This window comes from Pseudomonas sp. HMSC063H08 (assembly GCF_001813645.1).
GTDB lineage: Bacteria > Pseudomonadota > Gammaproteobacteria > Pseudomonadales > Pseudomonadaceae > Pseudomonas > Pseudomonas aeruginosa.
On sequence record NZ_KV813415.1, the window covers coordinates 39,471 to 64,020 of the forward strand.

The window sequence follows — 24,550 nt, forward strand, 5'->3', positions numbered from 1 at the left end:
GCGGCCGCAGGGCGGTCAGTCGGCGTTCTCGCCGCACAGGTCGAGGGCGAACCAGCGTTGCGCTTCGTCGCGTCCGAGGCCGGCGCCGAGCAGGCCGAAGAGCTTGCCCAGGGCCGCCTCGCGGGTCATTCCGCCAGCCGAGAGCAGGCCGGCGTCGCGCAGGCGGCTGCCGGCGGCGTAGACGCCGAACTCGACCTGGCCGTAGGCGCACTGGCTGACCGCGGCGAGCAGCACGCCGCGGGCGTGGGCTTCGCGCAGGGTCGCCAGCAGCTCCTCGTCGTCGGACGGGCCGGTGCCGCTGCCATAGCATTCCAGCAGCAGCGCTTCCACGCCGCTGTCGAGCAGCCCGCGCAGGTGCGCGGCGCGCAGCCCTGGATAGAGCGGCAGCACGGCGAGGTTCACTTCCCGGCGCGGCTGGCGGTAGCCGAGCGCCGCAGGCACCGGCGCAGGCTCGGCGTGGCGCGGTCGCGGCAGTTCGGCGAAGGCGTCGAACGCGTCGCTGCGCAGCTTGCTGACTCGCGCGCCGTGCAGCAGGGCATCGTTGAAATAGACCTGTACGCCGCGCGCGTGGCCCTCCTGGAGGACGCGCAGGGCGCCGACCAGGTTGTCCCAGGCATCGCTGCCCGGCGCGCCGGCCGGCAGCATGGAGCCGGTCAGCAGCACCGGGATCGGCAGGTCGAGGAGCAGGAAGGACAGCGCCGCGGCGCTGTAGGCCAGGGTGTCGGTGCCGTGCAGGAGCAGCACGCCGTCGTGGCCGGCGTCGAGCGCGGCGACGATGGCGTCGCGCATCGCCAGCCAGTTGCCCTGGGTCATGTTGGCGCTGTCCAGCGGCGGTTGCAGTTCGGCGAAGCGCCAGCGCAGGTCCGGGGCGTCGCCGAGGCTTTGCAGGTGGTCGCGCATGCGCGCTTCGAAGCCGCCGGCCGGGGCCAGGCCCTGCGGGGTCTGCAACATGCCGATGGTGCCGCCGGTGTAGAGCACGAAGAGGTTCTTGACTGGGAGCATCCGTAATCCTTGTGTCGGGCCTTTTCGCGACGGACGTGCGAAGAGGGGACGCCATTGTGGCGCAGGCGCCGCTCCAGGGGGAGGGCGTCTGCGCTTAGGTTTACAGGTTGTTCGGTAGTACTTCGCTATTCTCCAGCGTCAGGCTTCCGGCGCGCCGATGTAGTTTTCCTGACTGACAACGTAGTGAATAGTGATCTTGCCCAGTCCCAGTGGACACCCCGTTAAGCGATACACTGCACGAGGTGAACCATGGCAAGACCAGCATCTCTGATGAAACAGACCCGCCCCCGCCATTCCCAAGCCTACAAGGACGAAGCGCTGGCTTTGGCCGAGCGAATTGGCGTCCGCGAGCAGTCGCTGGCCGACGAGAACGTCCGACTCAAGCGGCTGCTGGCCGAGCAAGCCCCAGTGATAGCCACATAAAGAGTAGCGTCTCTAAAGATCATGCTGAGAACATCGTTATAAATAGAATTATGGCTAAAAAAGTAGCGTCTCTGGCTACCGGCGACCCTACCGTAACTAGCCTGTCGATGGAACCGAAGTGATTGAGCATGGAGAACTGATTATGGGTGAGAAAATACACTACTATCGCCTTGTGGGAGAGGAAGGTGTTCTGATGCAGTCCGGGCGCGTACCTGACCCCCTGTATTACGGGGGAGATAGAACGATGAACTCGCTGAATCAGAATGTCTCTTCTTTTACCATCCATGCCGCCCCGGCCGGCAGCAGAATAGTTAACGACCAAGGTATAGATGCTGGAAACTCTTCGACCGGTCACGTTTTCTTAAGCGTTAGGCAGTTTGACCACAATACGGGTAGTTTTAAGACTACAAGCATCGGCCTAAGCCCAGGTGCTGACTGGAGTACAAGCAAGGACAACCTGTCATTCAACGACAACCTACGGTATCCGGACGCCTCTACAATAACAGTTGAAGGTGGCGGATTTCCGCATCATCGGAATGTGGGAAACCTGTTTGACAGCATCATGGACTACAAATCTGGAAAGAAAGAACCGCCAAACTATAATCTACTACTGAATAACTGCATCCAGTTTGCGCAAGATTTATTGGAAAGTGCTGGAATAAAAGGAATTAAGTTGGGGCTGACACCTGATGGTGTAGAGAAGAACCTTGAGCACTCTGCGGATAGTTATGTAACACCTCTGATTCTCGACCTCAATGGCGATGGCGTACACACTCTGGATAGTGGCCATGGGGTGAGCTTCGATTTCGATGGCCATGGGCAAAAAAGTAAAACTGGCTGGGCCCATCCTGACGATGGACTCCTCGTGCTTGATAAGAATGCCGATGGAGTCATCAATGTGGGGGCTGAATTGTTTGGCAGTAATAGTTCTGGTAAAGAAGGTGGCCTGGCTAAGGATGGATTTGAAGCACTATCTCTCTACGACGCCAACGGAGACGGCTTCATCAATGCGGCGGACAGTGTCTGGCAAAGCCTCCAGATCTGGCAGGACAGGAACTCCGATGGCGTAAGTCAGCAGGATGAGCTGACTTCGCTCGATACATTAGGTATTGCTTCGATCTCGCTAAATGCAACGCGGGTTGGGGCGTTTGATGATAGTGGTAATATCCACCAGCTGATTGCGTCCTTCCAGTGGGCAGATGGCAGAGAGGGTGATATGGTTGATGTACTATTGCACCAACAATCAGAAAAACTGTCTAGTGACCAATCCGGTATGGACGTTCCGAGTATTTTCCCCACTGTTGATCTGATTGGGCAAAGCCCTATGCTAGACGAAACCATGGGGATACACATGTGATGAAATTTCTTAAACCTCTTCTCTTGATTGCAACGACCATGATGATAGTCAGCGCAGAAATCGCAACAGCGGCCGGGCCGATTCAAGCCAGCAAAAGAATGCTTGAGTATACTTACTCAAAAACAGACATTCTATTTTGCAAGGATATCCGCAACAACGCTCCTGAGCCCAGAACTCAGCAAGAGTTTGAGGCTCTTCATAGGAGGGCTGATGAGGGAGGCGCTGATAGCAACTATTTGCTTTCTGATCTGTATATATTGGAAACGGAGTTCAATGCATATTATAATTCCGACCTGGTCTCTGAGGTCGAAAGCAAAAGGCGAGCTAGTGAAAGTCTGCGTTTCCTTCAGCGCTCTCTAGATATAAATCCTGCCCATCCATTAGCACTCAATAGAGCTGGAATAAACTATGAAATGGGAAGGGTAGTTCCAAAGGACATGAAGAAAGCGGTCCACTACTTTGACCGGGCTGCACGCAGCGGAAATGGTGTTGCAGCTCATCGGCTGTTCGAAATATATATGATTGGCTATGATGATATCTCGAAGGATACAGCAAAAGCGCATTATTACGCTGATCTGGCCAAAGAGCTAGGTAGCAACTTTCATAAATATACTACGACACACTGGGACGAAACGCTTAAGTACTATGAGCGCTTCGACAAGGTACAGACTAAAAAGCCCTGAGGTGTGAAGACTGGGTTCTGACCGTCTACCTAGTCGGCCGTCGGGAAATCCCTGTTGTATTAAAACGCCGCAGCGGCTACTACGCCTGGTGCTCTCGCAGGACGTCAATGCGCCACCGGCGAAGAGCCGAGCTGGATGGGCAGGTCGCTCAGGCATACAACGCACGCAAGGGCCGCAGCGGGGCTTCACGGCTGTGTCACGACTTGCGGGAGGTCGGGCTACCCTGCAATCGCAAGACAGTAGCCGCCTCGATGCAACGGCAAGGACTGCTGTGCCAAGGCCGCCAAGAAGTTCAAGGCCACGACCAATTCCCAGCACTCGTTGCCGCCCCCATCACTTGCGATGCAACATGAGCGCCAAAGGCAACTGCTACGACGATGCCTGTGCAGAGAGCTTCTTCCACAGTCTGAAGGTCGAGTGCATCCACGGCGAGCGCTTCACGAGCCGTGCCCAGATGCGTGAAACCGTGTTTGAATACGTCGAAACCGATTACAACCGTCAGCGGCGACACAGCACGCTGGGGCACATCAGCCCGGAGGCCTTCGAGGGACGGATGAGTGCTTAAACCCGTGTCCACGACTACTGGGCAAGATCATAGGTTCATTTCCAACCGCACCCGGTGTACTGCTGAGTCGTCTGGGAATAAGTGTCTTAACGCCTAGCGCACCTACATCGGCATTTGGTCATTTTTTGATTTATGGTGGCGTTACCTGATAGCTGCTTCTAAATTGATAGGACTACTTTCCGACAGGGACGAACGGTCATGAACATATCGTTAGAAGCTGCTTTTACTACCCACCTTCGGGATTCCATACAGGAGTGCCGTAAACTGGGTTATTCGCCGACTGAGTTTGAGAGGATGCTCAATACATGGGGAGGCTTAGCAGCCGCTAAACGTTTGCTTGGTCCATCAACTAAAGAAGGACAAACAGGGTTTCAGCGGGTTATGAAGCTGAATCGTCGGGAACTCACCGTGGAGTACGCGGTGTTGCTAGATAGATTTCGTGATCTTTTTTCCCCAGAGGAGTTGAAACTTGCTCAGTGGCGGCTGGATAACCCGCAATGGGCGGAAGGACTCTGATGGTTGGAGCAGTTAGTCGGGTAATTTGGTAAAAAAGCCCCCTTGCCCGACGGGCAAGGGGGTAATGTGCGCCGGTGGTTGGCCGGCTACCGAGGTTCGCGGGAATCAGATGTGCAGGGCGTGTCCCAGCGCGCGCAGGGCGGCTTCCTGGACCGCTTCGCCGAGGGTCGGATGGGCGTGGATGGTGCCGGCGATGTCTTCCAGGCGGGCGCCCATCTCCAGCGACTGGGCGAAGGCCGTGGACAGTTCCGAGACCGCCTTGCCCACCGCCTGCCAGCCGACGACCAGGTGGTTGTCGCGACGCGCCACCACGCGGACGAAGCCTTCGTTGGCCTCCAGGGTCATGGCGCGGCCGTTGGCGGCGAACGGGAAGCTCGCCACCAGGCAGTCCAGGCCGGCATCCTTCGCCTGCTCCGGGGCCAACCCGGCGACCACCACTTCCGGATCGGTGAAGCACACCGCGGGGATCGCCACCGGGGCGAACTGGCGACGCTTGCCGGCGATCAGCTCGGCGACCATCTCGCCCTGGGCCATGGCCCGGTGCGCGAGCATCGGCTCGCCGGCGAGATCGCCGATGGCCCAGACATTGCGCATCGAGGTGCGGCACTGGTCGTCGACCTTCACCGCCCGGCCGTTCATGTCCAGGCCCAGGCTTTCCAGGTTCCAGCCTTCGCTGCGCGGCTTGCGGCCGACCGCCACCAGTACCTGGTCGGCGGCGATCTCGCGCTCCTCGCCGGCGCCGTCGCGGACCCGCACGCCGTTCTCGCTCGGGCCCAGCAGGCTGTGCCCGAGGTACAGCTCGACGCCCAGCTTGCGCAAGGCCTGGGCCACCGGCTTGGTCAGTTCTTCGTCGTAGCCCGGCAGGATGCGCGGTTGCGCTTCCACCACCGCCACCTCGACGCCGAGCTTGCGGTAGGCGGTACCCAGCTCCAGGCCGATGTAGCCGCCGCCGACCACCACCAGGCGCTTGGGCAGGCTGCCGGGCGCCAGCGCCTCGGTGGAGGAGATCACCTTGCCGCCCAGCGGCAGGATCGGTAGCTCGACGCTCTGCGAGCCGGCGGCCAGCAGCAGGTGCTCGCACTCGATGCGCTGGCTGCTGCCGCCGGCGAGTTCGACCGCCACGCTTTTGCCATCGAGGATCCTCGCCCAGCCCTGGACGACATCGACCCCGTGTTTCTTCAGCAGCGCGGCGACGCCGCTGGTGAGGCGGTCGACGATGGCGTCCTTCCATTCCACGGTGCGGGCGATGTCGATGCTCGGCGCCTGTACCTGGATGCCCAGCGCCGACCGGCCGGCATAGTGGCGGGCCTTGAGGTATTCCTCGGCGGCGTGGATCAGCGCCTTCGACGGGATGCAGCCGACGTTCAGGCAGGTGCCGCCGAGGGCGGCGCCCTCCACCAGTACGGTGGGAATGCCCAGTTGCCCGGCACGGATCGCCGCGACGTAGCCGCCGGGACCGCCGCCGACGATCAGCAGGGAAGTCTTCAGGATCTGGCTCATCGCTTACTCCAGGAACAGGGTGGCGGGATGTTCGAGCAGGCCGCGCACGGCCTGGATGAAGGCCGCCGCGTCCATCCCGTCGACCACCCGGTGGTCGAAGGAGGAGGAGAGGTTCATCATCTTGCGCACGACGATGTTGCCGCCGACCACCATCGGTCGCTCGACGATGCGGTTGACGCCGACGATGGCCACCTCAGGATGGTTGATCACCGGTGTGCTGACGATCCCGCCGAGCGCGCCGAGGCTGCTCAGGGTGATGGTCGAGCCGGACAGCTCCTGGCGTTGCGCCTTGCCGCTGCGCGCGGCTTCGGCCAGGCGCGCCACTTCGCTGGCGTTGCCCCAGAGGTCGCGCGATTCGGCGTGGCGCAGCACCGGCACCATCAGGCCGTTGTCGCTCTGGGTGGCGATGCCGACGTGCACCGCGCCGTAGCGGGTGACCACCTCGGCCTCGTCGTCGTAGCGCGCGTTCAACTGCGGGAAGTCGCGCAGCGCCACGACCATGGCGCGGACCAGGAACGGCAGCAGGGTCAGCTTGCCGCGCTGGCCGCCCCATTTCTGGTTGAGATGGGCGCGCAGGGCTTCCAGGTCGGTGACGTCGATTTCCTCGACATAGCTGAAATGCGGGATGCGTCGCTTGGCGTCCTGCATCTTCTGGGCGATCTTGCGACGCAGGCCGATCACCGGCACCGCCTGTTCGTCGTGTCGCTCGGCATACCCTTGCGCGGCGCCGCCGCTGCGCGTGACGCTGCCGTCCTGGGTCAGGTAGGCATCGAGGTCCTCGTGGAGGACGCGTCCGGCGGGACCGCTGCCCTGCACGAATTGCAACTCGATGCCCAGGTCGCGGGCGCGCTGGCGCACCGCGGGGGAGGCCAGCGGGCGTTCGCCGGGCTGGCGCCGCTGCCGTGGCGCCTCGCTGTCGCGCAAGGCGCGCGGCGCTTCGGCGGCGGCTTTCGGCGCCGCGACCGGGGTCTCCTTGGGTTCCTCCGGGGCGGCTGCGACGGGCGCGGCCGGCGTCGCCGCGGCCGGACTCTCGGCGAGGTTGCCGGCGCCTTCCACCTCCAGGCGGATCAGTTCGCCGCCCACCGCCATCACCTGGCCCGGCTGGCCGCCGAGGGCGAGGATGCGTCCGGCCACCGGCGAGGGAATCTCCACCGTGGCCTTGTCGGTCATCACCTCGGCGAGAACCTGGTCTTCATTGACCGAATCGCCGACCTGGACATGCCACTCCACCAGTTCGACCTCGGCGATGCCTTCCCCGATGTCCGGCATCTTGATCACATGGGTACCCATTCAGACCTCCATCACACGCTTGAATGCCGCGCCGACGCGCGCGGGGCCGGGGAAATACGCCCACTCCTGGGCATGCGGGTAGGGGGTGTCCCAACCGGTGACGCGCTCGATCGGCGCCTCCAGGTGGTGGAAGCAGTGCTCCTGCACCAGCGACATCAGTTCGGCGCCGAACCCGCAGGTGCGGGTCGCCTCGTGGGCGATGACGCAGCGGCCGGTCTTCTTCACCGAGGCGACGATGGTTTCCAGGTCCAGCGGCCAGAGGCTGCGCAGGTCGATGATCTCGGCGTCCAGGCCGGTCTCGTCGGCTGCGGCCTGGGCCACGTAGACCATGGTGCCGTAGGTCAGCACGGTCAGCGCCGCGCCGGGGCGGACGATCGCCGCCTTGTCCAGCGGCACCTTGTAGTAGCCGTCCGGCACCTGGCTCGCCGGATGCTTGGACCAGGGCGTCACCGGGCGGTCGTGGTGGCCATCGAACGGGCCGTTGTAGAGGCGCTTGGGCTCGAGGAAGATCACCGGGTCGTCGTTCTCGATGCAGGCGATCAGCAGGCCCTTGGCGTCGTAGGGGTTGGACGGCATCACCGTGCGCAGGCCGCAGACCTGGGTGAACATCGCCTCCGGGCTCTGGCTGTGCGTTTGCCCGCCGTAGATGCCGCCGCCACAGGGCATGCGTACGGTCATCGGCACGATGAAGTCGCCGGCCGAGCGATAGCGCAGGCGCGCCGCCTCGGAGATCAACTGGTCGGAGGCCGGGTAGACGTAGTCGGCGAACTGGATCTCCACCACCGGGCGCAGGCCGTAGGCGCCCATGCCGACCGCGGCGCCGATGATGCCGCTCTCGGAGATCGGCGCATCGAACACCCGCGAGGTGCCGTATTTCTTCTGCAGGCCTTCGGTGCAGCGGAACACGCCGCCGAAGTAGCCGACGTCCTGGCCGAATACCACCACGTCGTCGTCGCGCTCGAGCATGATGTCCATCGCCGAGCGCAGCGCCTGGATCATGGTCATGCTGGTGACCGTCTGGGCGTTCTCGTGTTGCGGGTTCATGGCATTCATACCCCGAGCTCCTGGCGTTGCCGGCGCAGGTGCTCCGGCAGTTCTGCATAGACGTCCTCGAACATGCTGGCGGCGCTCGGCACCCGGCCGTCGATCAGGGTGCCGTGGCTCTCCGCCTGTTTCTGCGCGGCCAGCACTTCGGCTTCGAGGGCCTTGTGGGTGGCTTCGTGCTGTTCCTCCGACCAGATGCCGAGGCCGATCATGTGCCGCTTCAGGCGGGCGATCGGGTCGCCCAGCGGGAAGTTGGTCCAATCGTCGGCGGGGCGGTACTTGGACGGGTCGTCCGAAGTCGAGTGCGGGCCGGCGCGGTAGGTGACCCATTCGATCAGGCTCGGCCCGAGGTTGCGCCGGGCGCGCTCGGCGGCCCACTCGGAGGCGGCGTAGACCGCCAGGAAGTCATTGCCGTCGACCCGCAGCGAGGCGATCCCGCAGCCCACGCCACGGTTGGCGAAGGTGGTGCCTTCGCCGCCGGCGATGGCCTGGAAGGTGGAGATCGCCCACTGGTTGTTGACCACGTTGAGGATTACCGGCGCGCGATAGACATGGGCGAAGGTGAGGGCGGTGTGGAAGTCCGACTCGGCGGTGGCGCCGTCGCCGATCCAGGCCGAGGCGATGCGCGTGTCGCCCTTGATCGCCGAGGCCATGCCCCAGCCGACCGCCTGGATGAACTGGGTGGCGAGGTTGCCGGAGATGGAGAAGAAACCGGCCTCCTTGCTCGAGTACATGATCGGCAGCTGGCGGCCCTTGAGCGGGTCGGCCTCGTTGGAGAGAAGCTGGCAGATCATGTCCACCAGCGGGTATTCGCGGGTGATCAGGATGCCTTGCTGGCGATAGGTCGGAAAGCACATGTCGCCGTCGCGCAGGGCCAGGGTGTGGGCGGTGGCGATGGCTTCCTCGCCGAGGCATTGCATATAGAAGGAAAGCTTTTTCTGCCGTTGCGCGGTGAGCATGCGCGCGTCGAACAGACGGGTCTTGAGCATCGCCCGCATGCCGCGCAGCAGTTGTTCGTTGCTGAGCTGCGGATTCCAGGGACCGACGGCGTGGCCGTCGTCGTCGAGCACGCGTACCAGGCTGTAGGCCAGGTCGCTGGTCGCGGCGGGCTCGACATCCACCGGCGGCTTGCGTACCTCGCCGGCGGGGGACAGGTGCAGATAGGAAAAGTCGGTCTTGCAGCCAGGACGCCCGGTGGGCTCCGGGACATGCAGACGCAACGGCTCGTAATCACTCATGACAGGCCTCCGGCCCGGTCCGGGCCAAACGGTTGGAGAGATCAGAAACGGGCGAACGGCGCTCGAAGCGGCGGACTGGGCGGATGGCGGGTTCCCGTCCTGTGGGTGGGGGCGGGTTGCAGGCATGCCGGGGTACGGCAGGCGCGGTCGTACTGGGTGACGTCACTCATGGTGAGGCCCTCGGGTTTTGTTTTTGTAATTTCAGTATAGGCTTCGGGTGCTAGTTTTTTGCTCCAAATTGACTAAGGTATTCCGGCAGTATTGGGTTGTTTGAACTACAAGAATCGCTAACAAGAGAAACAACGCACCATGGCTGAACTCGACCGCATCGACCTGAAAATCCTCCGTGCCCTGGCCGACGACGGCCGCCTGAGCTGGCGCGATCTCGCCCAGAAGGTCGGCCTGTCGCTGACGCCGACGCTGCGCCGGGTACGCCGCCTGGAAGAGGAACACTACATCCAGGGCTACTTCGCCCGGCTCGACGAGGAGCGCCTGTCCGGGGCGATGAGCGTGTTCGTCTCGGTGTCCCTGGAAAAGCAGACCGGCGACTACCTCGCTCGCTTCGAGGAACGCATCGTCGATGCGCCGCAGGTCATGAGCTGTTTCCAGATGACCGGCGATGCCGACTACATGCTGCGGGTTGTGGTCAAGGATCTCGCCGCCTACCAGGCGTTCCTCACCAATACCCTGACCTGCATTCCCGGCGTGGCTGGCATCAAGTCGGCCTTCGCGCTGAAGTCGGTGATGCTGCGCTCGGCCCCGCCGCTCTAAGCATAGACCCTGTTTATCTGCGTAACGTTACGCTATTCTGATTGCGTAACGTTACGCAGATGGAGGCGTTCATGAAAGCCAGCAAACCCGGGCCCAAGCCGAGCGGCAAGGCCAAGTCGGCCGCCCAGCGGATGCGCGAATACCGCGCGCGCAAGGCCGAAGAGGCCCTCGGCGCCGAGCATTCCGACAAGGAGCGCGAGCGGCAGATCCGCCGTGAGGCGCGCGCCGAACTGGAACGCGTGAAGCTGGAGCAGCAGCGCCGCGAACACACCCTGCGTAAGGAACTGGAAGCCTGCCAGACCGAGATTGGCCGCCTGCTCGGCCTGCTGCGCCGGCACGGCATCGATCCGCACCCGGGCAACTGATCAGCCGGGCGTGTCGAGGAAGGCCAGCAGGGTCGCTTCCTCGGCACTCAGCCAGCGGCGCTTGCGGGCGCGCCTGAGCTGGCCCAGTTGCCCGGCCTGGTAGGCCTCGATGATCGCCGGGTGGATGTAGCATTGCCGGCAGATCGCCACGCTGTTGCCCAATTCGGCGGCGACCTCCGCCACCACCGCGCCAAGCCCGTCGGCTTCGGCACGCCGCAGGCGCTCCAGCGCCAGCGCGCTGCCGGCCCAGGTACGGTAGTCCTTGGCGCTGAAGTCCTCGCCGGTATGCCGGCGCAGGTACTCGTTGATGTCGTGGGAGCCTATGCGGTGCGGCTGGCCGTCCTCGTCCAGGTACTGCAACAGGTCCTGGCCGGGCAGTTCCAGGCAGCGCCGCAGCACCCGCGCCAGGCGCGGATGCTCCAGGCTGACGTCGTGCTCGATGCCGCTCTTGCCCTTGAAGCGGAACCGGATGCGACTGCCGTTCACGTCGACGTGCCGGGTACGCAGGGTGGTCAGGCCGTAGGAGCGGTTGTCGCGGGCGTAGCGGTGGTTGCCGACGCGGATCAGGGTGGCGTCGAGCAGCGCCACCGCCAGGGCCACCACCTTGTCGCGACCGAGGCCGGGCAGGCGCAACTGGGCGTCGATGTGCCGGCGCAGCCCCGGCAGCGCCTGGCCGAAGCGCAGCAGGCGCTCGTACTTGTCGGCATCGCGTACCTCGCGCCAGCGCGGGTGGTAACGGTACTGCTTGCGCCCACGGGCGTCGCGGCCGGTGGCCTGGAGATGGCCGTTGGGGTCGGGACAGATCCAGACCTCGCGATAGGCCGGCGGAATGGCCAGCTTGTCCAGCCGGCGGATTTCCTCGGCGTCGCCGATGCGCTGGCCGTCGGCGTCGAAATAGACGAAGCGCTTGCCCTGCCGGCGTCGACGGATGCCCGGCTGGCGGTCGTCGACGTAGTAGAGGCCGGCGGGCAGGGCGGGGATATCCGGTGGCGCTGCGCTCATGCTTGGGTTCCGAAGGAAAGCTTGCCTGTTTAGGCCGCTGCGCCCGCTGGAACGTTCAACCGCGCTGCGCTTGCTCCTGCTCGTAGCCGAGGGCGCCGGCGATATGGCGGCCGGCGATGTAGCCGAAGGTCAGCGCCGGCCCCAGGTTGATGCCGCCGGAGGGATAGTGGCCGGCGAACAGGCTCGCCATGTCCGCGCCCGCCGCGTACAGGCCGGGGATCGGCTGGCCGCCGCCGTCCAGCACGCGGGCCTGGGCGTCGGTCTTCAGCCCGGCGAAGGTGCCGAAGCAGCCGGGCTCGACCTGCACCGCGTAGTACGGTCCGCGTTCGATGGGGGCGACGCAGGGATTCGGCCCCGGATACGCCGGGTCGCCCTGCTTGCGGTTGAATGCCGTGCCGCCGCGGCCGAACTCTGGGTCGCGGCCCTCGCGGGCGTGGCGGTTGTATTCGGCGACGGTGGCGGCCAGGCCGGACGGGTCGATGCCGCAGCTCCTTGCCAACTGATCCAGGCTGGCCCCGCGCTTGAGATAGCCGCTGCGCAGGTGCGCGGCGATCGGCAGCGGCGCCGGACGCACGTAGCCGAGGCCGTAGCGGCGCAGGAAGCGCCGGTCGCAGACCAGCCAGGAGCGTGCCGGCTGCCCGGGCGGGGTGGCCTCGAGCAGGGCGGCGACATAGTCGTGGTAACCGTGCGCCTCATTGACGAAGCGCCTGCCGTTGGCCAGCACGCCGATCACCCCGGGCTTGCCGCGCTCGATGATGTGCGGGAAGTGCCCGGTCTCGCCATCGCCGTGGGGAACTCGCGAGACCGGCGCCCAGGCGATCGGCGAGCGCAGGTCGTCGGCCACACGGCCGCCGGCGCTTTCCCCCAGGCGCAAGCCGTCGCCGTTGCAGCCCGGCGGCGGCAGCGGCAGGAGGGTGTCCAGGGTGGGGGCCAGCTCGGCGCGGCGCTGCGGATCATGGGGAAAGCCGCCGCAGGCCAGGACCACGGCGCCTGCCTCGATGCGCAGGAGTCCCTCGGCGCTCTCGACCAGCGCGCCGACCACCTTGCCGTCACGCAGCAGCAGTTCGCGGGCCGGCGCCGATTCGATCAGACGCACACCCAGGGCTTCGGCGGACTTCGCCAGGCGCGCCACCAGCGCCACGCCATTGACCAGGTACATGGCGCGACCGTAGCGCAGCAGGTGCCAGAGGTGGCTGGAAAGGCGCCGGGCGACATGCAGGAAGGCCGGCAGCGAGCGGGTCAGGTCGAGGAAGGCGGCGAGGTCGGCGCCGGCCATGATCGGCATGCCCATGAACGAGGTCTCCCGCAGGGTCTTGCGCAGGCGCGGCAGCAGCGGGCCCAGTTGTCGCGCGTCGTAGGGTGCGGCGACCAGCTGGTGGCCGCCATCGGCGGCGCCCGGCGTGTCGCCATGCATGTCCGGGATGCCGTTGCCGTCGACGAACCGCAGGTGGGTGTGACGCTCGAAGAAGGCCACCATGTGCGGGCAGGCTTCGAGGAAGGCGTCGATCCGCGCGGCGTCGTAACGCTCGCCCAGTTCGTGGCGCAGGTAGGTACGCGGTTGTTCGATGTCCTCCTCGATGCCGGCGCGACGCGCCAGCGGGTTGCGCGGCAACCAGGCCCAGCCGCCGGACCAGGCGCTGGCGCCGCCGAACACCGGGTCCTTCTCCACCAGGACTACCCGGCGCCCGTGCCAGGTCGCGGTCACCGCCGCCGCCAGCCCGGCGGCGCCGGAGCCGACGACCAGCAGGTCACAGGTTAGCGGGGTGGTCTCGACGGCCGCAGAGGTCATGGCTTCTCCCTTTTTTCAAGATTTCGGAACGATGTTCCATATTCTAGGGAGGCAATGCCCGCCTACCAACCCGCTCAGCGAAAGGAGCGGGCGATCATCGGCCAGGTCGAAGCGAGGTCGGCCGCCCGTTAGGGAAAAGGGAGACGGGAGGGGAAAGGCCCGGCGCAGGCGCACCGGGCCGAGGGCGTCAGCGCGCTTCGCCGCCGCCCTGGACCGCGGCGGCCTTCTTGCGCACCGGGAAGGGGAAGTAGAGGGCGCGCAGCAGCGCGACGCGCTTGATCACTTCGCCGATCAGCAGCGAGACGATCACCGAGATCACCAGGGCGACGCTGGCAGCGGCCGGTTCCGACAGGCCCAGGTGGACCAGCAGGTTGAAGGTCTTGTGCTGGATCTCGCCGTGGAAGATCAGCAGGATCAGGGTCGACTGGCCGATGTAGGTCATCGCCTTGCCCAGCCAGTCGATCTTCATCATCAGCCCGGACAGCGCCCAGCACAGGTAGACGCCGCTCACTGCCTGGACGGTGGCCCAGAACCAGTGGTCGTAGCGGCGCTGCGCCATGTCCACCACCGTCGGGTAGTAGAGGAAGCTGGCGGTGGTCACGGCAAGGGCGATGCACAGGGTCAGCAACGAACTCTGGTGGCGACGCAGGACGTCGCGCAGGACATAGCCGAACATGAAGTGGGCGCTGCTGATCAGGGTGATGTCCAGGCTGAACGGCAGGCCGGGCAGCAGGTACTGTTCGCCGCCGAACTCCACCGGGATCTGCCAGAACGTCTTGAGGAACAGGATGCCCAGGCCCAGTTGCACGGCCAGCAGCACGCAACTGGCGGCGAGGGACAGGCCGAGACGCTGGATGACGCGCAGCATGAACCAGGCGAACAGGGTCGCTACCCAGAAGTGCGGCAGGTACCAGAGCGCCTGCCAGGGCAGGGTGTCGACCGAGGCGTACAGCACTCCGCCGATGTCCGGCAGCAGCGGCTGGCCGCGCAGCAGGTCGCGGAGGATGACGTAGCCGAGCATGGTCACGAAGAACGGCTTGAGCAGGGCGTCGGCCTTGCGCAGGGCCATCTCGCCGAAGGGTTGCTCGGTCCTGAAGAACACCCCGGAAATGAAGAAGAACAGTGGCAGGATGAACGGAGAGAGCAACGGATAGAGCACGGTCGGCGAACTGGCGACGAACCAGCTGTGCCCGAAGACGATGATCAGGATGCCCACGCCGCGGGTCACATCCATCTGAATCCAGCGTTTTTTCACTTTGCAACTCCCGCTTGACGCGCTAACTCACAGTGGTTGTTCGAAGGCCCCCAGGGCCAGGCTCCCTACCCGGAGCCATGGGTCAATCGGTGCGCCAGGGCCGCAGCCAGAGCGCCATGCCGAGCAGCGCCAGGCAGCCGGCGACGGTGCCCAGGCCCAGTTGCAGCCAGATACCGTCGATGCGGAACAGCAGGCCGGCGGCGAGCGCCATGGCCAGGGCGCTCAGTAGCCACAGCCGGGCCCAGGGCAGGGCGCCGAGCAGGGCCTGGCGACGCATCAGCAGCAGCGCGGTGCAGAGCACCCCGCCAAGGGCCGCGAGGGGAATCCCTGGCAGTCCGAAAATCAACGGCAGGACCGCCAGCAGCGCGGCGTTCAGCGCGCTGCCGAGCAGCTCGCAGCGCAGCGGCAGGCGAGTATCGCCGGCGGCGTAGGCGTAACGCGCCAGCAAGGCATTCCAGGCGCCGAACACCAGTGGCACGGCGAACCAGGCCAGCAGCGCCGGCAACGGCGAGCCGGCGGTCTGCTGCGGCAGCAACAGGGCCACCAGGCCGGGTGCGGCAGCGACCAGCCCGACCCCGGCCGGCAGGGTCAGCAGGCTGGCGGTCTCCAGGCCGCGGCGAAGCAGGGCCAGGCGCTCGCCACCCTGGCGTCGGCTCATCATGCCGAGCAACACCTGGTTGAGGCTCATCAGGGCGATCAGCGGCAGGTTCATCAGCTTGCGCGCCAGGTTGACCCAGGTCACCGCGCCTTCGCCGAGCAGCGACGCCACCAGCCGCTCGACCAGCGCCAGGCCCTGGCTGGCGGCGTTGCTCAGCAACAGCGGACCGATGCGCCCGCCAAGCTCGCCCAGTTCGACGCCGGACAGGCGCCAGTGCCAGGGCCGCCAGCCCTCGATCCATAGCGAAGGCAGCAGCACCAGCGGCATCAGCAGGCTGCCGAGCAGGCAGGCCAGGGCCAGTTGTTCGGGCTGGCTGGCCTGGCCGTGCAAGGCCAGGTAGAGCACCGGCGGCAGGTTGAACAGCAGCGAGCCGAGCCCAGCCAGGACGAAACGCTCGGCGGCCTGCAGGGGGATGCTGAACAGCGCATGGAGCATCAGCCCCGGCACGCACCAGGCGAGGATCCGCAAGTTGGCCGCGGCCTGGGCGCTGGCCGTCTCGGCCAGGCCCGGGCCGAGCAGGCGCACCAGCCAGGGCGCCGCCGCCAGCAGCAGGAGGCTGAGCGCCACGGCGATACCGAGCAGCGCCGGGAGGATCGCCGCCAGCCAGTCGAGGCGACGTTCGCCCTGGCGTTCGAGGAACAGTGGCAGGGCCGCCGCGCTGAGCACGCCGCCGGCCAGCGACATGCGCAGGGCCTCGGGCAGGAACAGGGCGATGAGGAAGGCGTCGCTGCGCTCGCCGGCGCCCCAGGAGGCCACCAGCAGCCATTCGCGGGCGAAGCCCAGGCACAGGCCGAGCAGGGTGGCCAGGGTCAGCCAGAAGGCGGAGCCGAGCATCTCAGGCCTCGGCCCCGCGCTCGAGCTGTCGCTTGAGCTTGCGATAACCCACCGCCCGCGGTTGCGGCTGGCGTTCCGGGAACAGCCGGCGGGCTTCCAGCAGGTTGATCCCGACCAGCAGCCAGAACAGGCCGATCATCACCACGGCGAAGCTGAAGTAGTGGTCGAACAGGCCGCTGACCAGCGCCGCCAGGATGCCGCCTGTGCTGCCCAGCCAGATCGCGTTGTCGCGGGTCAGGCGGATCGGGCCTTTCTCCGGACGGGCTTCGCGCCACCAGCGCCAGGTCACCGCGATGAACAGCAGCATGCCGCCGAGGCCGACCTTGTACATGAAGTTCAGCCACAGGTTGGAGATGCCCAGGAGGTCGGTGCCCGGCACCGGCGGGTCGACCTTGAAGCCGATTCCCAGCGGATAGCGGGCGACGGCCTTGGGGAACATCCGGTATTCGTCGAAGCGCACCTCGGTACTGGCGTTCTGCGGCGAGAAGATGGTCGCCAGGCGTTCCTGCAACGGCGGGTAGCTGAGCACCAGGACCACCACCAGGCCGACCCCGAGCAACAGCAGGCGGCCGGTGTAGGGCACCTTGCGCAGGGACATCCAGAACAGCACCACCGCCAGGCTGAGCATCGCCCCGCGGGAACTGGCGAGGAGGATCGCGGCGGCGCCGAGGACCGCCACGGCGAGGCCCAGGCCGCGCCGCCAGCCCTGGTTGGCGACCCCGTAGCAGAACGCCAGGGGCAGCAGCAGGGCCATGATCCCACCGGTGGCGTTGGGGTGCATCCATGGCGAGCCCATTCGCGAGGAAAGCGCCTCCAGGCCGAACTTGAGGGTGTCCAGGTTGGCGTAGTTGAACATCGCCAGGATCGGCGCCATCCCCGACGCCGAGCGGTAGCGGATGAACACCGCGATGGACATCAGCAGCATCGCCAGGGTGCCCAGCAGCAGGGCGATGACCAGTGTCTCGCGGTTCTTGCGCTCCACCAGCAGGCGTCCGGCGAGGAACACGATGGACAGGTTGAGCAACCAGCGCAGCCAGTTCGACAGGCCGCTGGCCTCGGCCTTGATGCTGACCTGGCCGACCACGAACGGCAGCACGGTGAACAGCATCAGCCACAGCAGCATGCGCTCGGTGGAGCGGTAGCGCAGCGCCGGCGCCGGCGGCAGGCGCGAGAGGAAGATGTGCCAGAGCACCGCGCCCCAGGTCAGGGCGAGAATCGCTTCGCTGACCGTCGAACGGATCCCCACGTTGACCGTGGAGTAGGGCATGAAGGTCGCCACCAGGGCGAACAGCAGCAGTCCCCAGAATGGAAAGCGCAGGATGGTGACCGCGGCCGCCAGGCCGACCATGGCGGCGCCGGCCTTGGCCGGGCTGAGCATCAGCAGCGCTCCGCCGAAGGCCAGGCCGAAGACGACAGCGACGAGGTTTCCCAACGACATTCTCAACTCAGTTCCTCGATCAGTGCGGCCAGCCGTTGCCGGTAGGCTTCGCGGTTGAAGCGCGCGGCCCAGGCAATGAGTTCTTCCGCCGAGGCTTCGCGCGGCGCATCGGCCAGGCGCAGCATCAGGCGTTCCAGGGCGGCGCCGTCGCTGGGCGAGAAGCGCGGCGCCGACGGCGGGGTGACTTCGTCCAGCGAGGTGCCGCTGGCCACCGCCACCGGCGTGCCGACGCTCAGCGCCTCGACCACCGGCAGGCCGAAGCCTTCCGCGTAGGACGGTTGCCAGAGCCGCTCGGCCTGGCGGTACAGCGCGTGCAGTTCGGCGTCGTCGAGCCCGCCGAGCGCGTGCAGGCCGGGCAAGCCGCGTTGTTCCTCGGGCAGGTGGTCGAGGCTGCCGACCAGCACCAGCGGCGGCACGCCGGGCGCCTGGGCGCGCGCCCGGGCCCAGGCGCTGACGAACCAGGGCACGTTCTTGCGCAGTTCGCGGGTACCCACCAGCAGCCAGTAGCGTGGCGGCAGGCCGCGTGCCGAGAGGTCGGCGGGTTCGCCGGCGAAGCCGTCGACCTGGTTGGGCAGCACCCGGACTTTCCCGGCGACCCCGGGAAACAGCCGCACAGCCTCGTCGGCGCTGTACTGCGAAGGGGTCCAGACACGGTCGGCGACACGCAGCGCATAGGCGATCGACAGGTAGTCGCTGACTCGATAGACCAGCGCCTTCAGGCGGTTGGCGTGGTAGTTCTTCAGGGTGATCTGGAACAGGTCGTGGATCAGCAGCGCATAGCGCACGCCCGGCGGACGCGGCGGTAGCGGCAGGCCCATGTTGAAGGTGCTGATGTACAGGTCGATGTCCTGCTCGCGCAAGGCGCGTGGGAGGAACCCGGCTTCGAAGCGCAGGCGCTGGTGCGGCTGGTGCATCGCGGTGCGCGGACAGCCCCACGGCGGGCAGACCGCCCGCTGGCGCAGCGGGTCGTCGAGAGGGGCCACGGTGAAGCGGGTCACCTGCGTGCCGGGCAGGCTTTCCAGGGCCTGCTCCATGGCATAGACCTGGCGGCTGATGCCCGAGTGCGGCGAGCTGCCGACGGTGCGGTAGTCGAGTCCTATGCGCATGCCGGCGCTCCTTCGGCGAGGCCGGCGTAGACCTGTTCCAGTTGGCTGGCGGCGACGCTCCAGTCGTGCGCGCGGCGCGCGTAGGCGCGGCCGTTCTCGCCCAGCACGCGGGCCCGCGCCGGGTCCTGCAACAGGCGCACTACGGCGTTGGCGAGCTGCTCGGCGGTTTCGCCGCCCAGGTAGTCCTCGCCGTCCCGCAGTTCCAGGCCGGAAACGCCCTGCGCGGTACTCGCCAGCGGCAGTCCGGCGGCCAGGGCCTCGAGCACCTTCAGCTTCGAACCGCCGCCATGGCGCAGCGCGGCGAGGAACACCGAACTGCTCGATTGCAGTTGCAGCAGGTCGGGAACGAAGCCTTGCCATTCGATGCGCGGATCGCTCCAGCGTTGCGCCCAGTCCGCCGGCAGCGCATAGCCGCAGACGCTCATGCGCGCCTCGGGGCAGTGTGCCCAGACCCGCGGCAGGATCTCGTCGAGCATCCATTCCACGGCATCGACGTTCGGTGCGTATTCGTAGTTGCCGAGGAACAGCACGCGCTGCGCTTCGGGCGTCGGCCGGGCGGCGGCGAAGTGCTCGCAGTCGACCCCGTTGACCACCACTGGCACCGGGCGCCCGAGCATCGCGCCGAGCTGCCGCGCATCTTTCTCGGTCACGGCGACGACCGCTGCCGCCTGGCTCATCACCCGGCGTTCCCAGCGGCGGTAACGCCACTGGTCGTAGCGCACGAAGGGCAGCGCCCAGCCCGGCAGGCGGTCGTAGGTGGCGGCACCGAGGGACGACTCGACGTTGTGCTCGGTGAGCACGAACGGCTGGCCGGCGTCGCGCAGCGGTCGCTCGTAGGGCTGGAAGCTATAGCTGTGCTCGACCTGGACCACGTCCCAGGGCTCGCGCAGCAACTCCGTGGCGGTGCGTTGCAGCTCCGCCGACAGGCCGTTGACGCTGGCCAGCAGCGGGTAGGGCGCGAACAGCGCGGCGAGCAGCGTGGAGAGGCTGCGCAGCGGTCGGCGCGGCAGCACGACCAGGCGTTCGAGGAAGGGCTCCAGGGCCTGGCGATCCTCGGCGCTCACCGGCTGCTTGCTGTGCAGCAGCACGGTGATCCGGTAGCCGCGTGCCGCGAGGCTGCGCAGCAGGTGGTACTGGCGGGTCTTGCCGCCGCTGGTGGTGGGCCAGGGCGAGTAGGGCAGGATCCAGAGAATACGCATGGGTGGCTTCACTCCCAGACCAGCATCTGCAGGCTGGACTTCACCGGGACTTCCAGGCCGTCGCTGCCGCTCAAGGGCGTGACCTTGCCGCTGAGCGGATCGTGCAGGGTGGCCTCCTTGAGCTTCGGCAGGCGCACGTTGCCGCCGCGGGCCGACCAGAACAGCCAGACGTTGCGACCGTCCTCGCGGGTCCAGCCGATGCTGAAGGAACCGTCGGGCAGGTCCTCGGTGACCGGCGGGTCGGCCGGGCGCAGCTTCGGCCCGGTGACCTTGAGAAAGCGTTGCAGGGCCAGGTAGACCGGCTTGGGGTTGGCGTCCAGGTCGAGCAGGCCGTAGTCGCGGTCGCGCACGCTGGCGCGCTGGTCGAGATCGCTGAGGGTGAAGAGGAAGATCCGGTCGTAGTCCAGCGCACTCATCAGCGCCAGGCGACGCAGCACGTAGTCGGCCTGGCCTTCGACGCCAATGATGTCCTGCAACTCCTTCGGCCCCTTGTAGGCCGACCAGCCCCACTCGGTGCTCCAGATCGCCGGCACGCCGGCGTTGCGCAGGGCGCGGTTGATCTGGTTGGCGTGGGAGACGAAGTCCAGGTTCCACGGGTAGTTGCCTTCCGGCAACTGGGTATAGGGGTGGTAGGTGGCGATGGTGCCGAGGCTCTCCACGCCCAGGTGGCCGAGGGCATCGAACATGGTACGGCCGTCGGGCATCTCGCTGAAGAAGGCCATGCCGGCGGAAACCACCGGCTTCTCCGGGTCGACCATGCGCAGGGCGATGGTGCTGGCCTGGAGCAGCTTGGCGTAGCCTTCCGGGTCGGCCTTGGGCCGCCAGAAGCCGATCAGGTTGGGCTCGTTCCATACCTGCCAGGCGGCCACGCTCGGGTAGCGCTGCGAGAGCATCGCCATGCGCCGGGCGAAGACTTCCGGGTCGCGCGGCGGATACTGGTCCTGGAAGGGCGAGTAGAACGGCGCGGTGGTGATGAAGCGGGCCGAACCGACCAGGTAGAACACCGACTTCAGCTGGCGCGCCTCGAGATCCTTGACCAACTGGTCGAGGGAGGCCAACTGGTACTGGTCCTCGGCGGTTTCCAGGCGGTCCCAGTGCAGGTCCAGGCGCACCCACTCCAGCCCCAGGTCCTGCAGGCGGTCGATCTGCTTGTTGTAGCGCTCCGGGCTGAACCAGAGGAACTGCGCGTTGACCCCGAGGAAGTCTTTCCAGACCACCGCGCGAGGCGCCTTCAGTACCTGGATCTCGGCGTCCGCGGGACGCCCCCAGAACACCAGCAGCAGTACCACGGCGAGCAGCAGCGCGCTGCCGCCCAGATAGAGTCCCTTACGTGCCATGAACGGTTCCCACCATGTCGTTGAACAGTGCCTGGAAGCGCAGCGCGGTGCGCGGCCAGGTCCGCGCATGGCCGATCGCTCCGGCGCGCTCGGCCCAGGCCTGTGCCAGGCGGGGTTCGCGAGCGAGGTTCAACAACTGTTCGGAGAGGGCTGCCACGTCTCCCTGAGGGTAGATGGCGCCGTTGCCGCTGGCGACTTCCTCGGCGAAGGCGCGAGCGTCCGAGGTGATCGCGCCGCGCCCGCAGGCTGCCGCCCAGGACAGGGCGCCGCTGGTGCCGCGCTGCTGGCCGAGCAGACCGAGTTTCTTCGACTCGCGGTACGGCAGGACCATCACGTGGTGGGCCTGGATGGTACGTGGGATGTCCGCGGCGGCCAGGTTCAGGTTCCAGTCGATGGCATCGGCCAGGCCAAGCTCGGCGATCTGTGCCTTCAACTGGTCGAGGTAGTTGCCGCCGGCGCCGAAGGCCATTTCCGCGGCGGTGCCGCCGGCCAGGGTCAGGCGCACGCGCTGGCGCATCTCCGGCGCGCTGGCGAACAGGTCGGCGAGGGCCTCGAGCAGGTCCTCGATGCCTTTGCCGCGATAGATGAATCCGAAGTACAGCAGGCGCAGGGTGTCCAGCGACGGCAGCGGCACCGTGGCGATCTCCAGGTTGCCGTGGTTGATCACCTCGACCCGCCCGGGCGGCAGGCGCATCCGCCGGGCCAGGCACTCGCCGCCCAGGCCGGTGAGGGTCACCAGGCGCGTCAGGCCCTGGGCCACGGCACGCTCTTCGCGCAGGGTCAGCGGGTCGGCGAGCACCACGGCGGCCTGGGGCAGGGGAGAGGGCAGGCGTTCCAGCAGGTTCAGCGGCCAGGGCAGGCGCTCGCGGCGCCAGACCATGCGCTCCGGATCGTGCACGGTGGCGCTCAGCGGCAGGCGCGGGAAGCGCTTGCGCAGCTCGCGCAGGGCGATGAACTCACCCAGGCGGCCGCCGCCGAGTTCGGCATGGACCAGGTCGAAGGCGTTCCAGTCGACGCTGTCCAGCCGGCTGGCGATATTCGCGCTGTCGGCCGCCACGCCGGCGAGCGGCGTGGCTACTTCGATGCCGAGACCCTGCAGGGCGTTGCGGAAATGACTGGCGTAGTCGGCGATGCCATTCTTTTCCGGCGGCAGGGGCGCGAGGAGGGCGATCCGCATCAGAACGCGCTCCGGTAGCGGGCGATGGTCTGCAGGACCTTGCTCGGCACCTCGAAGCGGCGCCGGTTGATGATGATCCCGTCGACCTTGCCGAACGCCGTGGTGAGGATGGTCAGCGCATGCTCGACCACCGGCACGGTGCTCTTCTGCGCCTCCACCACCAGGGCGATCAGGTCGGCGCGGCGCAGGGCGATGAAGGCCTCGCGACTGTCCAGCAGGGCCGGCGCGTCGAGCAATACCACTTCGCCCGGCTGGGCCGGCTCGCCGCCGACCCGCACGCGCACGCCGTTTTCCTCCAGCAGGCGGCGCAGTTGCTCGATGATGAAGGTCACGCCTTCACCGTGGCGCGCCGAGGTCAGGCCCAGGGTCAGGCCCTTTTCCTCGATGCGCGCGTAGGGCAGCAGCCCGTACAGCCGGTAGATGCTGGCGGTGAAGGCGTTGCTGCTCTCCGCAGTGCTGTTGCTCAGCTCCGGCAGGGTGGTCCACAGCGGCAGGCCGAATTTCTCCTCGACCAGGCCGCCGTCGTGGATGCGCTGGTCGAGCAGGTAGCAGAGATAGACCACCAGCAGTCCGACGGCGAGGCCGAAGGGCACGGCGAGGAACAGCATCAGCAGGGTTTTCGGGAAGATCCGCCCGGGGTTGTAGGTGGCCTCCTCGATCACCGAGATGTTGCTGATCTGGCTCTTGTCCAGTTCACGGTCGATCCGCGATTTCTCCAGGCTGTCGACGTACAGCGCGTAGTTGCGCTCGGTGGCGTTCAGCTCGCGCTGCAGGCGCGCCAGGGTCGGCTCGATGTCCAGCGCTTCGCGCCGTTGCGCCTCGAGTTCGGCGAGCTGCTTTTCCTGCTCCGCGAGCTGGGTGCGCAGGGCCGCGTTGTTGCTGGTCTCGTCCAGCAGGACCCGTTCCAGGTGAGTGGTCAGGGTGTTCGGCGCGCGGTCCTCGGAACTCTGCACGGTGGCGCCTTCGTCCTGGACTTCCTTCTCCAGGGCACGGATCGAGGCGTCCAGGGCCTTCACCGGCGGGGCGTCGTCGGTGTAGGTGCGCATCATGTCGGCGCGTTCCAGGCGCTTCTGGTTGAGCAGCCGGCGCAGGTCCTGCTGCGCCGGGTTCAGCGCGATCTGCCGCACCGTGACGATCTCCCTGGGCAGCCCCTTGAGTTGCTGGCGGGTGGATTCCAGGGCGCTGTCGGAGGAGGCGATCAGGCGGATCGAGTTGAAACGCTCGCCGCGCAGCACGTTGATCCGCTCGGACAGGTCCTGCAGGCGGTCCTCGATGCTGGATGCGCCGATCTCGTTGAGGTGCTTGAGGATCTGCGCCTTGTAGCTCTTGATCTGCGCCGCGCTGTCGGCAGTCTGCGCCTCGTAGAAGGCGTACAGGCTCTTGCGGCCGAGCGCCTGGGTGCGCTCTTCCATGTAGATCTCGATCCAGGCCTTGACCACTTCCTGGGCGACTTCCGGCTCGCTCCAGGTGAAGCTGATCTCCATCACCGTCGAGCCGGCCGCATGGGTGACCTCGAATTTCTTCTCGAGGTCCTTGGCCAGGCGCTCGACCGCGGTGGTTTCCTCGATCACGCCGAAGGTTTCCAGGGTCACGCGAATCCCGTCGAACACCGCGCCGATGGCCTTCTTCACATAGAACTTGGTGCGCTTCCACAGGCCCTCCGGCGGCGGCCGGTTGGCCAGCACCTCGAGGTAGCGCTCGGCCACCTGGCGGACGATCGGCCGGCCGGTGAGCAGGCGTTCTTCGTCGACGATAGGGTCGCGCTGGGTGCTCGGCATCACCAGTGCCTGGCGGTTGCTGATCTCGATCGGCAGGGTCGAGTCACGACCCGGCTTGACCAGCAGGCGTGCGTTGGACTCGTACTTGGCCGGCAGCAGGAAGGCGCCGAGGACGATGATCACCACCGCGCTGAGGGCCGCCAGCTTGAACTCGCGCTGGTAGATGAACAGCAGGCGCAACAGATCACGCAAGGAACGAATTTCTATCATGGCGATGTCGCTC

Annotated in this window: 20 protein-coding genes and 2 pseudogenes; 7 read left to right on the top strand and 15 right to left on the bottom strand. The window is 66.5% G+C overall.

Annotated elements, in window-relative coordinates:
• Window positions 1–15: 15 nt before the first annotated feature.
• The gene (locus tag HMPREF2924_RS10180; protein WP_003131823.1) at window positions 16–1,002 is read right to left on the bottom strand and encodes an asparaginase; all 987 of its coding nucleotides are present in this window, start codon (window positions 1,000–1,002) and stop codon (window positions 16–18) included.
• Between the two features lie 249 nt (window positions 1,003–1,251).
• On the opposite strand from HMPREF2924_RS10180, the pseudogene HMPREF2924_RS35470 reads away from it, so the two are divergent.
• From HMPREF2924_RS35470 to HMPREF2924_RS35480, 5 genes and pseudogenes are all read left to right on the top strand, one after another.
• Window positions 1,252–1,419: pseudogene (locus HMPREF2924_RS35470) on the top strand (IS3 family transposase); the annotation flags it as partial.
• Window positions 1,420–1,669: 250 nt separating this feature from the next.
• Entirely contained in the window at window positions 1,670–2,782 is a 1,113-nt protein-coding gene (locus HMPREF2924_RS35475; RefSeq protein WP_123794460.1) for a hypothetical protein, read from the top strand.
• The gene (locus tag HMPREF2924_RS34220; protein WP_003131827.1) at window positions 2,782–3,465 is read left to right on the top strand and encodes a tetratricopeptide repeat protein; all 684 of its coding nucleotides are present in this window, start codon (window positions 2,782–2,784) and stop codon (window positions 3,463–3,465) included. The genes HMPREF2924_RS35475 and HMPREF2924_RS34220 overlap by 1 nt, the downstream gene beginning before the upstream one ends.
• A 68-nt stretch (window positions 3,466–3,533) precedes the next feature.
• Window positions 3,534–4,030, top strand: a pseudogene (locus HMPREF2924_RS10195) (IS3 family transposase); the annotation flags it as partial.
• Between the two features lie 198 nt (window positions 4,031–4,228).
• Window positions 4,229–4,546, top strand: a complete 318-nt coding sequence (locus HMPREF2924_RS35480; protein WP_123794461.1) for a hypothetical protein — start codon at window positions 4,229–4,231, stop codon at window positions 4,544–4,546.
• Window positions 4,547–4,651: 105 nt separating this feature from the next.
• Here HMPREF2924_RS35480 and lpdA read toward each other — a convergent pair whose 3' ends face one another.
• The 4 genes from lpdA to HMPREF2924_RS10215 are packed head-to-tail and all read right to left on the bottom strand — an operon-like array spanning window position 4,652 to window position 9,618.
• Complete coding sequence (gene lpdA / locus HMPREF2924_RS10200) at window positions 4,652–6,046, bottom strand: dihydrolipoyl dehydrogenase (RefSeq protein ID WP_003131831.1); 1,395 nt, start codon at window positions 6,044–6,046, stop codon at window positions 4,652–4,654.
• Window positions 6,047–6,049: 3 nt separating this feature from the next.
• Window positions 6,050–7,336 (bottom strand): dihydrolipoamide acetyltransferase family protein, encoded by a 1,287-nt coding sequence (locus tag HMPREF2924_RS10205; protein ID WP_003131834.1) that lies wholly within the window; start codon window positions 7,334–7,336, stop codon window positions 6,050–6,052.
• On the bottom strand, window positions 7,337–8,389 hold the full coding sequence (locus HMPREF2924_RS10210) for an alpha-ketoacid dehydrogenase subunit beta (RefSeq protein WP_003089248.1): 1,053 nt from the start codon (window positions 8,387–8,389) through the stop codon (window positions 7,337–7,339).
• The gene (locus tag HMPREF2924_RS10215) at window positions 8,386–9,618 is read right to left on the bottom strand and encodes a 3-methyl-2-oxobutanoate dehydrogenase (2-methylpropanoyl-transferring) subunit alpha (protein WP_003124669.1); all 1,233 of its coding nucleotides are present in this window, start codon (window positions 9,616–9,618) and stop codon (window positions 8,386–8,388) included. The genes HMPREF2924_RS10210 and HMPREF2924_RS10215 overlap by 4 nt, the downstream gene beginning before the upstream one ends.
• A 309-nt stretch (window positions 9,619–9,927) precedes the next feature.
• Here HMPREF2924_RS10215 and HMPREF2924_RS10220 point away from each other — a divergent pair, with 309 nt between their 5' ends.
• Window positions 9,928–10,389, top strand: a complete 462-nt coding sequence (locus tag HMPREF2924_RS10220) for an Lrp/AsnC family transcriptional regulator (protein ID WP_003089245.1) — start codon at window positions 9,928–9,930, stop codon at window positions 10,387–10,389.
• 71 nt (window positions 10,390–10,460) lie between these two features.
• Window positions 10,461–10,754: an inner centromere protein gene (locus HMPREF2924_RS10225; RefSeq protein WP_003113727.1), complete on the top strand. Its 294-nt coding sequence runs from the start codon at window positions 10,461–10,463 to the stop codon at window positions 10,752–10,754.
• Here the strand turns inward: HMPREF2924_RS10225 and HMPREF2924_RS10230 are convergent, their stop codons facing one another.
• The 10 genes from HMPREF2924_RS10230 to HMPREF2924_RS10275 all read right to left on the bottom strand — a co-directional run bounded on the left by HMPREF2924_RS10230 (window position 10,755) and on the right by HMPREF2924_RS10275 (window position 24,537).
• Window positions 10,755–11,756, bottom strand: coding sequence for a DNA topoisomerase IB (locus HMPREF2924_RS10230; RefSeq protein ID WP_003131838.1), 1,002 nt, complete (start codon window positions 11,754–11,756; stop codon window positions 10,755–10,757).
• Between the two features lie 55 nt (window positions 11,757–11,811).
• Window positions 11,812–13,545: an FAD-dependent oxidoreductase gene (locus tag HMPREF2924_RS10235; RefSeq protein ID WP_003131840.1), complete on the bottom strand. Its 1,734-nt coding sequence runs from the start codon at window positions 13,543–13,545 to the stop codon at window positions 11,812–11,814.
• Window positions 13,546–13,732: 187 nt separating this feature from the next.
• Window positions 13,733–14,800 (bottom strand): acyltransferase family protein, encoded by a 1,068-nt coding sequence (locus HMPREF2924_RS10240; protein WP_003089238.1) that lies wholly within the window; start codon window positions 14,798–14,800, stop codon window positions 13,733–13,735.
• A gap of 82 nt (window positions 14,801–14,882) precedes the next feature.
• A complete protein-coding gene (locus tag HMPREF2924_RS10245; RefSeq protein WP_003131842.1) occupies window positions 14,883–16,292 on the bottom strand; it encodes a lipid II flippase MurJ in 1,410 nt (469 codons plus the stop codon).
• A 1-nt stretch (window position 16,293) separates the two neighbouring features.
• A complete protein-coding gene (locus tag HMPREF2924_RS10250) occupies window positions 16,294–17,730 on the bottom strand; it encodes a biofilm formation protein PslJ (protein ID WP_003089234.1) in 1,437 nt (478 codons plus the stop codon).
• Between the two features lie 2 nt (window positions 17,731–17,732).
• A complete protein-coding gene (locus HMPREF2924_RS10255; protein ID WP_003089232.1) occupies window positions 17,733–18,836 on the bottom strand; it encodes a glycosyltransferase family 4 protein in 1,104 nt (367 codons plus the stop codon).
• Window positions 18,827–20,035, bottom strand: a complete 1,209-nt coding sequence (locus HMPREF2924_RS10260) for a glycosyltransferase family 4 protein (RefSeq protein WP_070700469.1) — start codon at window positions 20,033–20,035, stop codon at window positions 18,827–18,829. Before HMPREF2924_RS10260 ends, HMPREF2924_RS10255 begins: the two co-directional genes overlap by 10 nt.
• Window positions 20,036–20,043: 8 nt before the next feature.
• Window positions 20,044–21,372 (bottom strand): glycoside hydrolase 5 family protein, encoded by a 1,329-nt coding sequence (locus tag HMPREF2924_RS10265; RefSeq protein WP_003089230.1) that lies wholly within the window; start codon window positions 21,370–21,372, stop codon window positions 20,044–20,046.
• Window positions 21,362–22,549, bottom strand: a complete 1,188-nt coding sequence (locus tag HMPREF2924_RS10270; protein WP_003089229.1) for a glycosyltransferase family 4 protein — start codon at window positions 22,547–22,549, stop codon at window positions 21,362–21,364. The genes HMPREF2924_RS10265 and HMPREF2924_RS10270 overlap by 11 nt, the downstream gene beginning before the upstream one ends.
• Entirely contained in the window at window positions 22,549–24,537 is a 1,989-nt protein-coding gene (locus HMPREF2924_RS10275; protein ID WP_003089228.1) for a GumC family protein, read from the bottom strand. Before HMPREF2924_RS10275 ends, HMPREF2924_RS10270 begins: the two co-directional genes overlap by 1 nt.
• Window positions 24,538–24,550: the final 13 nt, after the last annotated feature.

Excerpts from the sequence above, each read along its gene's own strand:
- HMPREF2924_RS10260 (WP_070700469.1), bottom strand. The coding sequence starts at position 20,035 with ATGCGTATTCTCTGGATCCTGCCCTACTCGCCCTGGCCCACCACCAGC.
- HMPREF2924_RS10210 (WP_003089248.1), bottom strand. The coding sequence starts at position 8,389 with ATGAATGCCATGAACCCGCAACACGAGAACGCCCAGACGGTCACCAGC.
- HMPREF2924_RS10225 (WP_003113727.1), top strand. The coding sequence starts at position 10,461 with ATGAAAGCCAGCAAACCCGGGCCCAAGCCGAGCGGCAAGGCCAAGTCG.
- HMPREF2924_RS10275 (WP_003089228.1), bottom strand. The coding sequence starts at position 24,537 with ATGATAGAAATTCGTTCCTTGCGTGATCTGTTGCGCCTGCTGTTCATC.
- HMPREF2924_RS35475 (WP_123794460.1), top strand. The coding sequence starts at position 1,670 with ATGAACTCGCTGAATCAGAATGTCTCTTCTTTTACCATCCATGCCGCC.
- HMPREF2924_RS35480 (WP_123794461.1), top strand. The coding sequence starts at position 4,229 with ATGAACATATCGTTAGAAGCTGCTTTTACTACCCACCTTCGGGATTCC.
- HMPREF2924_RS10220 (WP_003089245.1), top strand. The coding sequence starts at position 9,928 with ATGGCTGAACTCGACCGCATCGACCTGAAAATCCTCCGTGCCCTGGCC.
- HMPREF2924_RS10205 (WP_003131834.1), bottom strand. The coding sequence starts at position 7,336 with ATGGGTACCCATGTGATCAAGATGCCGGACATCGGGGAAGGCATCGCC.
- HMPREF2924_RS10230 (WP_003131838.1), bottom strand. The coding sequence starts at position 11,756 with ATGAGCGCAGCGCCACCGGATATCCCCGCCCTGCCCGCCGGCCTCTAC.
- HMPREF2924_RS34220 (WP_003131827.1), top strand. The coding sequence starts at position 2,782 with ATGAAATTTCTTAAACCTCTTCTCTTGATTGCAACGACCATGATGATA.
- HMPREF2924_RS10235 (WP_003131840.1), bottom strand. The coding sequence starts at position 13,545 with ATGACCTCTGCGGCCGTCGAGACCACCCCGCTAACCTGTGACCTGCTG.
- HMPREF2924_RS10270 (WP_003089229.1), bottom strand. The coding sequence starts at position 22,549 with ATGCGGATCGCCCTCCTCGCGCCCCTGCCGCCGGAAAAGAATGGCATC.
- lpdA (WP_003131831.1), bottom strand. The coding sequence starts at position 6,046 with ATGAGCCAGATCCTGAAGACTTCCCTGCTGATCGTCGGCGGCGGTCCC.
- HMPREF2924_RS10265 (WP_003089230.1), bottom strand. The coding sequence starts at position 21,372 with ATGGCACGTAAGGGACTCTATCTGGGCGGCAGCGCGCTGCTGCTCGCC.
- HMPREF2924_RS10245 (WP_003131842.1), bottom strand. The coding sequence starts at position 16,292 with ATGCTCGGCTCCGCCTTCTGGCTGACCCTGGCCACCCTGCTCGGCCTG.
- HMPREF2924_RS10215 (WP_003124669.1), bottom strand. The coding sequence starts at position 9,618 with ATGAGTGATTACGAGCCGTTGCGTCTGCATGTCCCGGAGCCCACCGGG.
- HMPREF2924_RS10180 (WP_003131823.1), bottom strand. The coding sequence starts at position 1,002 with ATGCTCCCAGTCAAGAACCTCTTCGTGCTCTACACCGGCGGCACCATC.
- HMPREF2924_RS10255 (WP_003089232.1), bottom strand. The coding sequence starts at position 18,836 with ATGCGCATAGGACTCGACTACCGCACCGTCGGCAGCTCGCCGCACTCG.
- HMPREF2924_RS10250 (WP_003089234.1), bottom strand. The coding sequence starts at position 17,730 with ATGTCGTTGGGAAACCTCGTCGCTGTCGTCTTCGGCCTGGCCTTCGGC.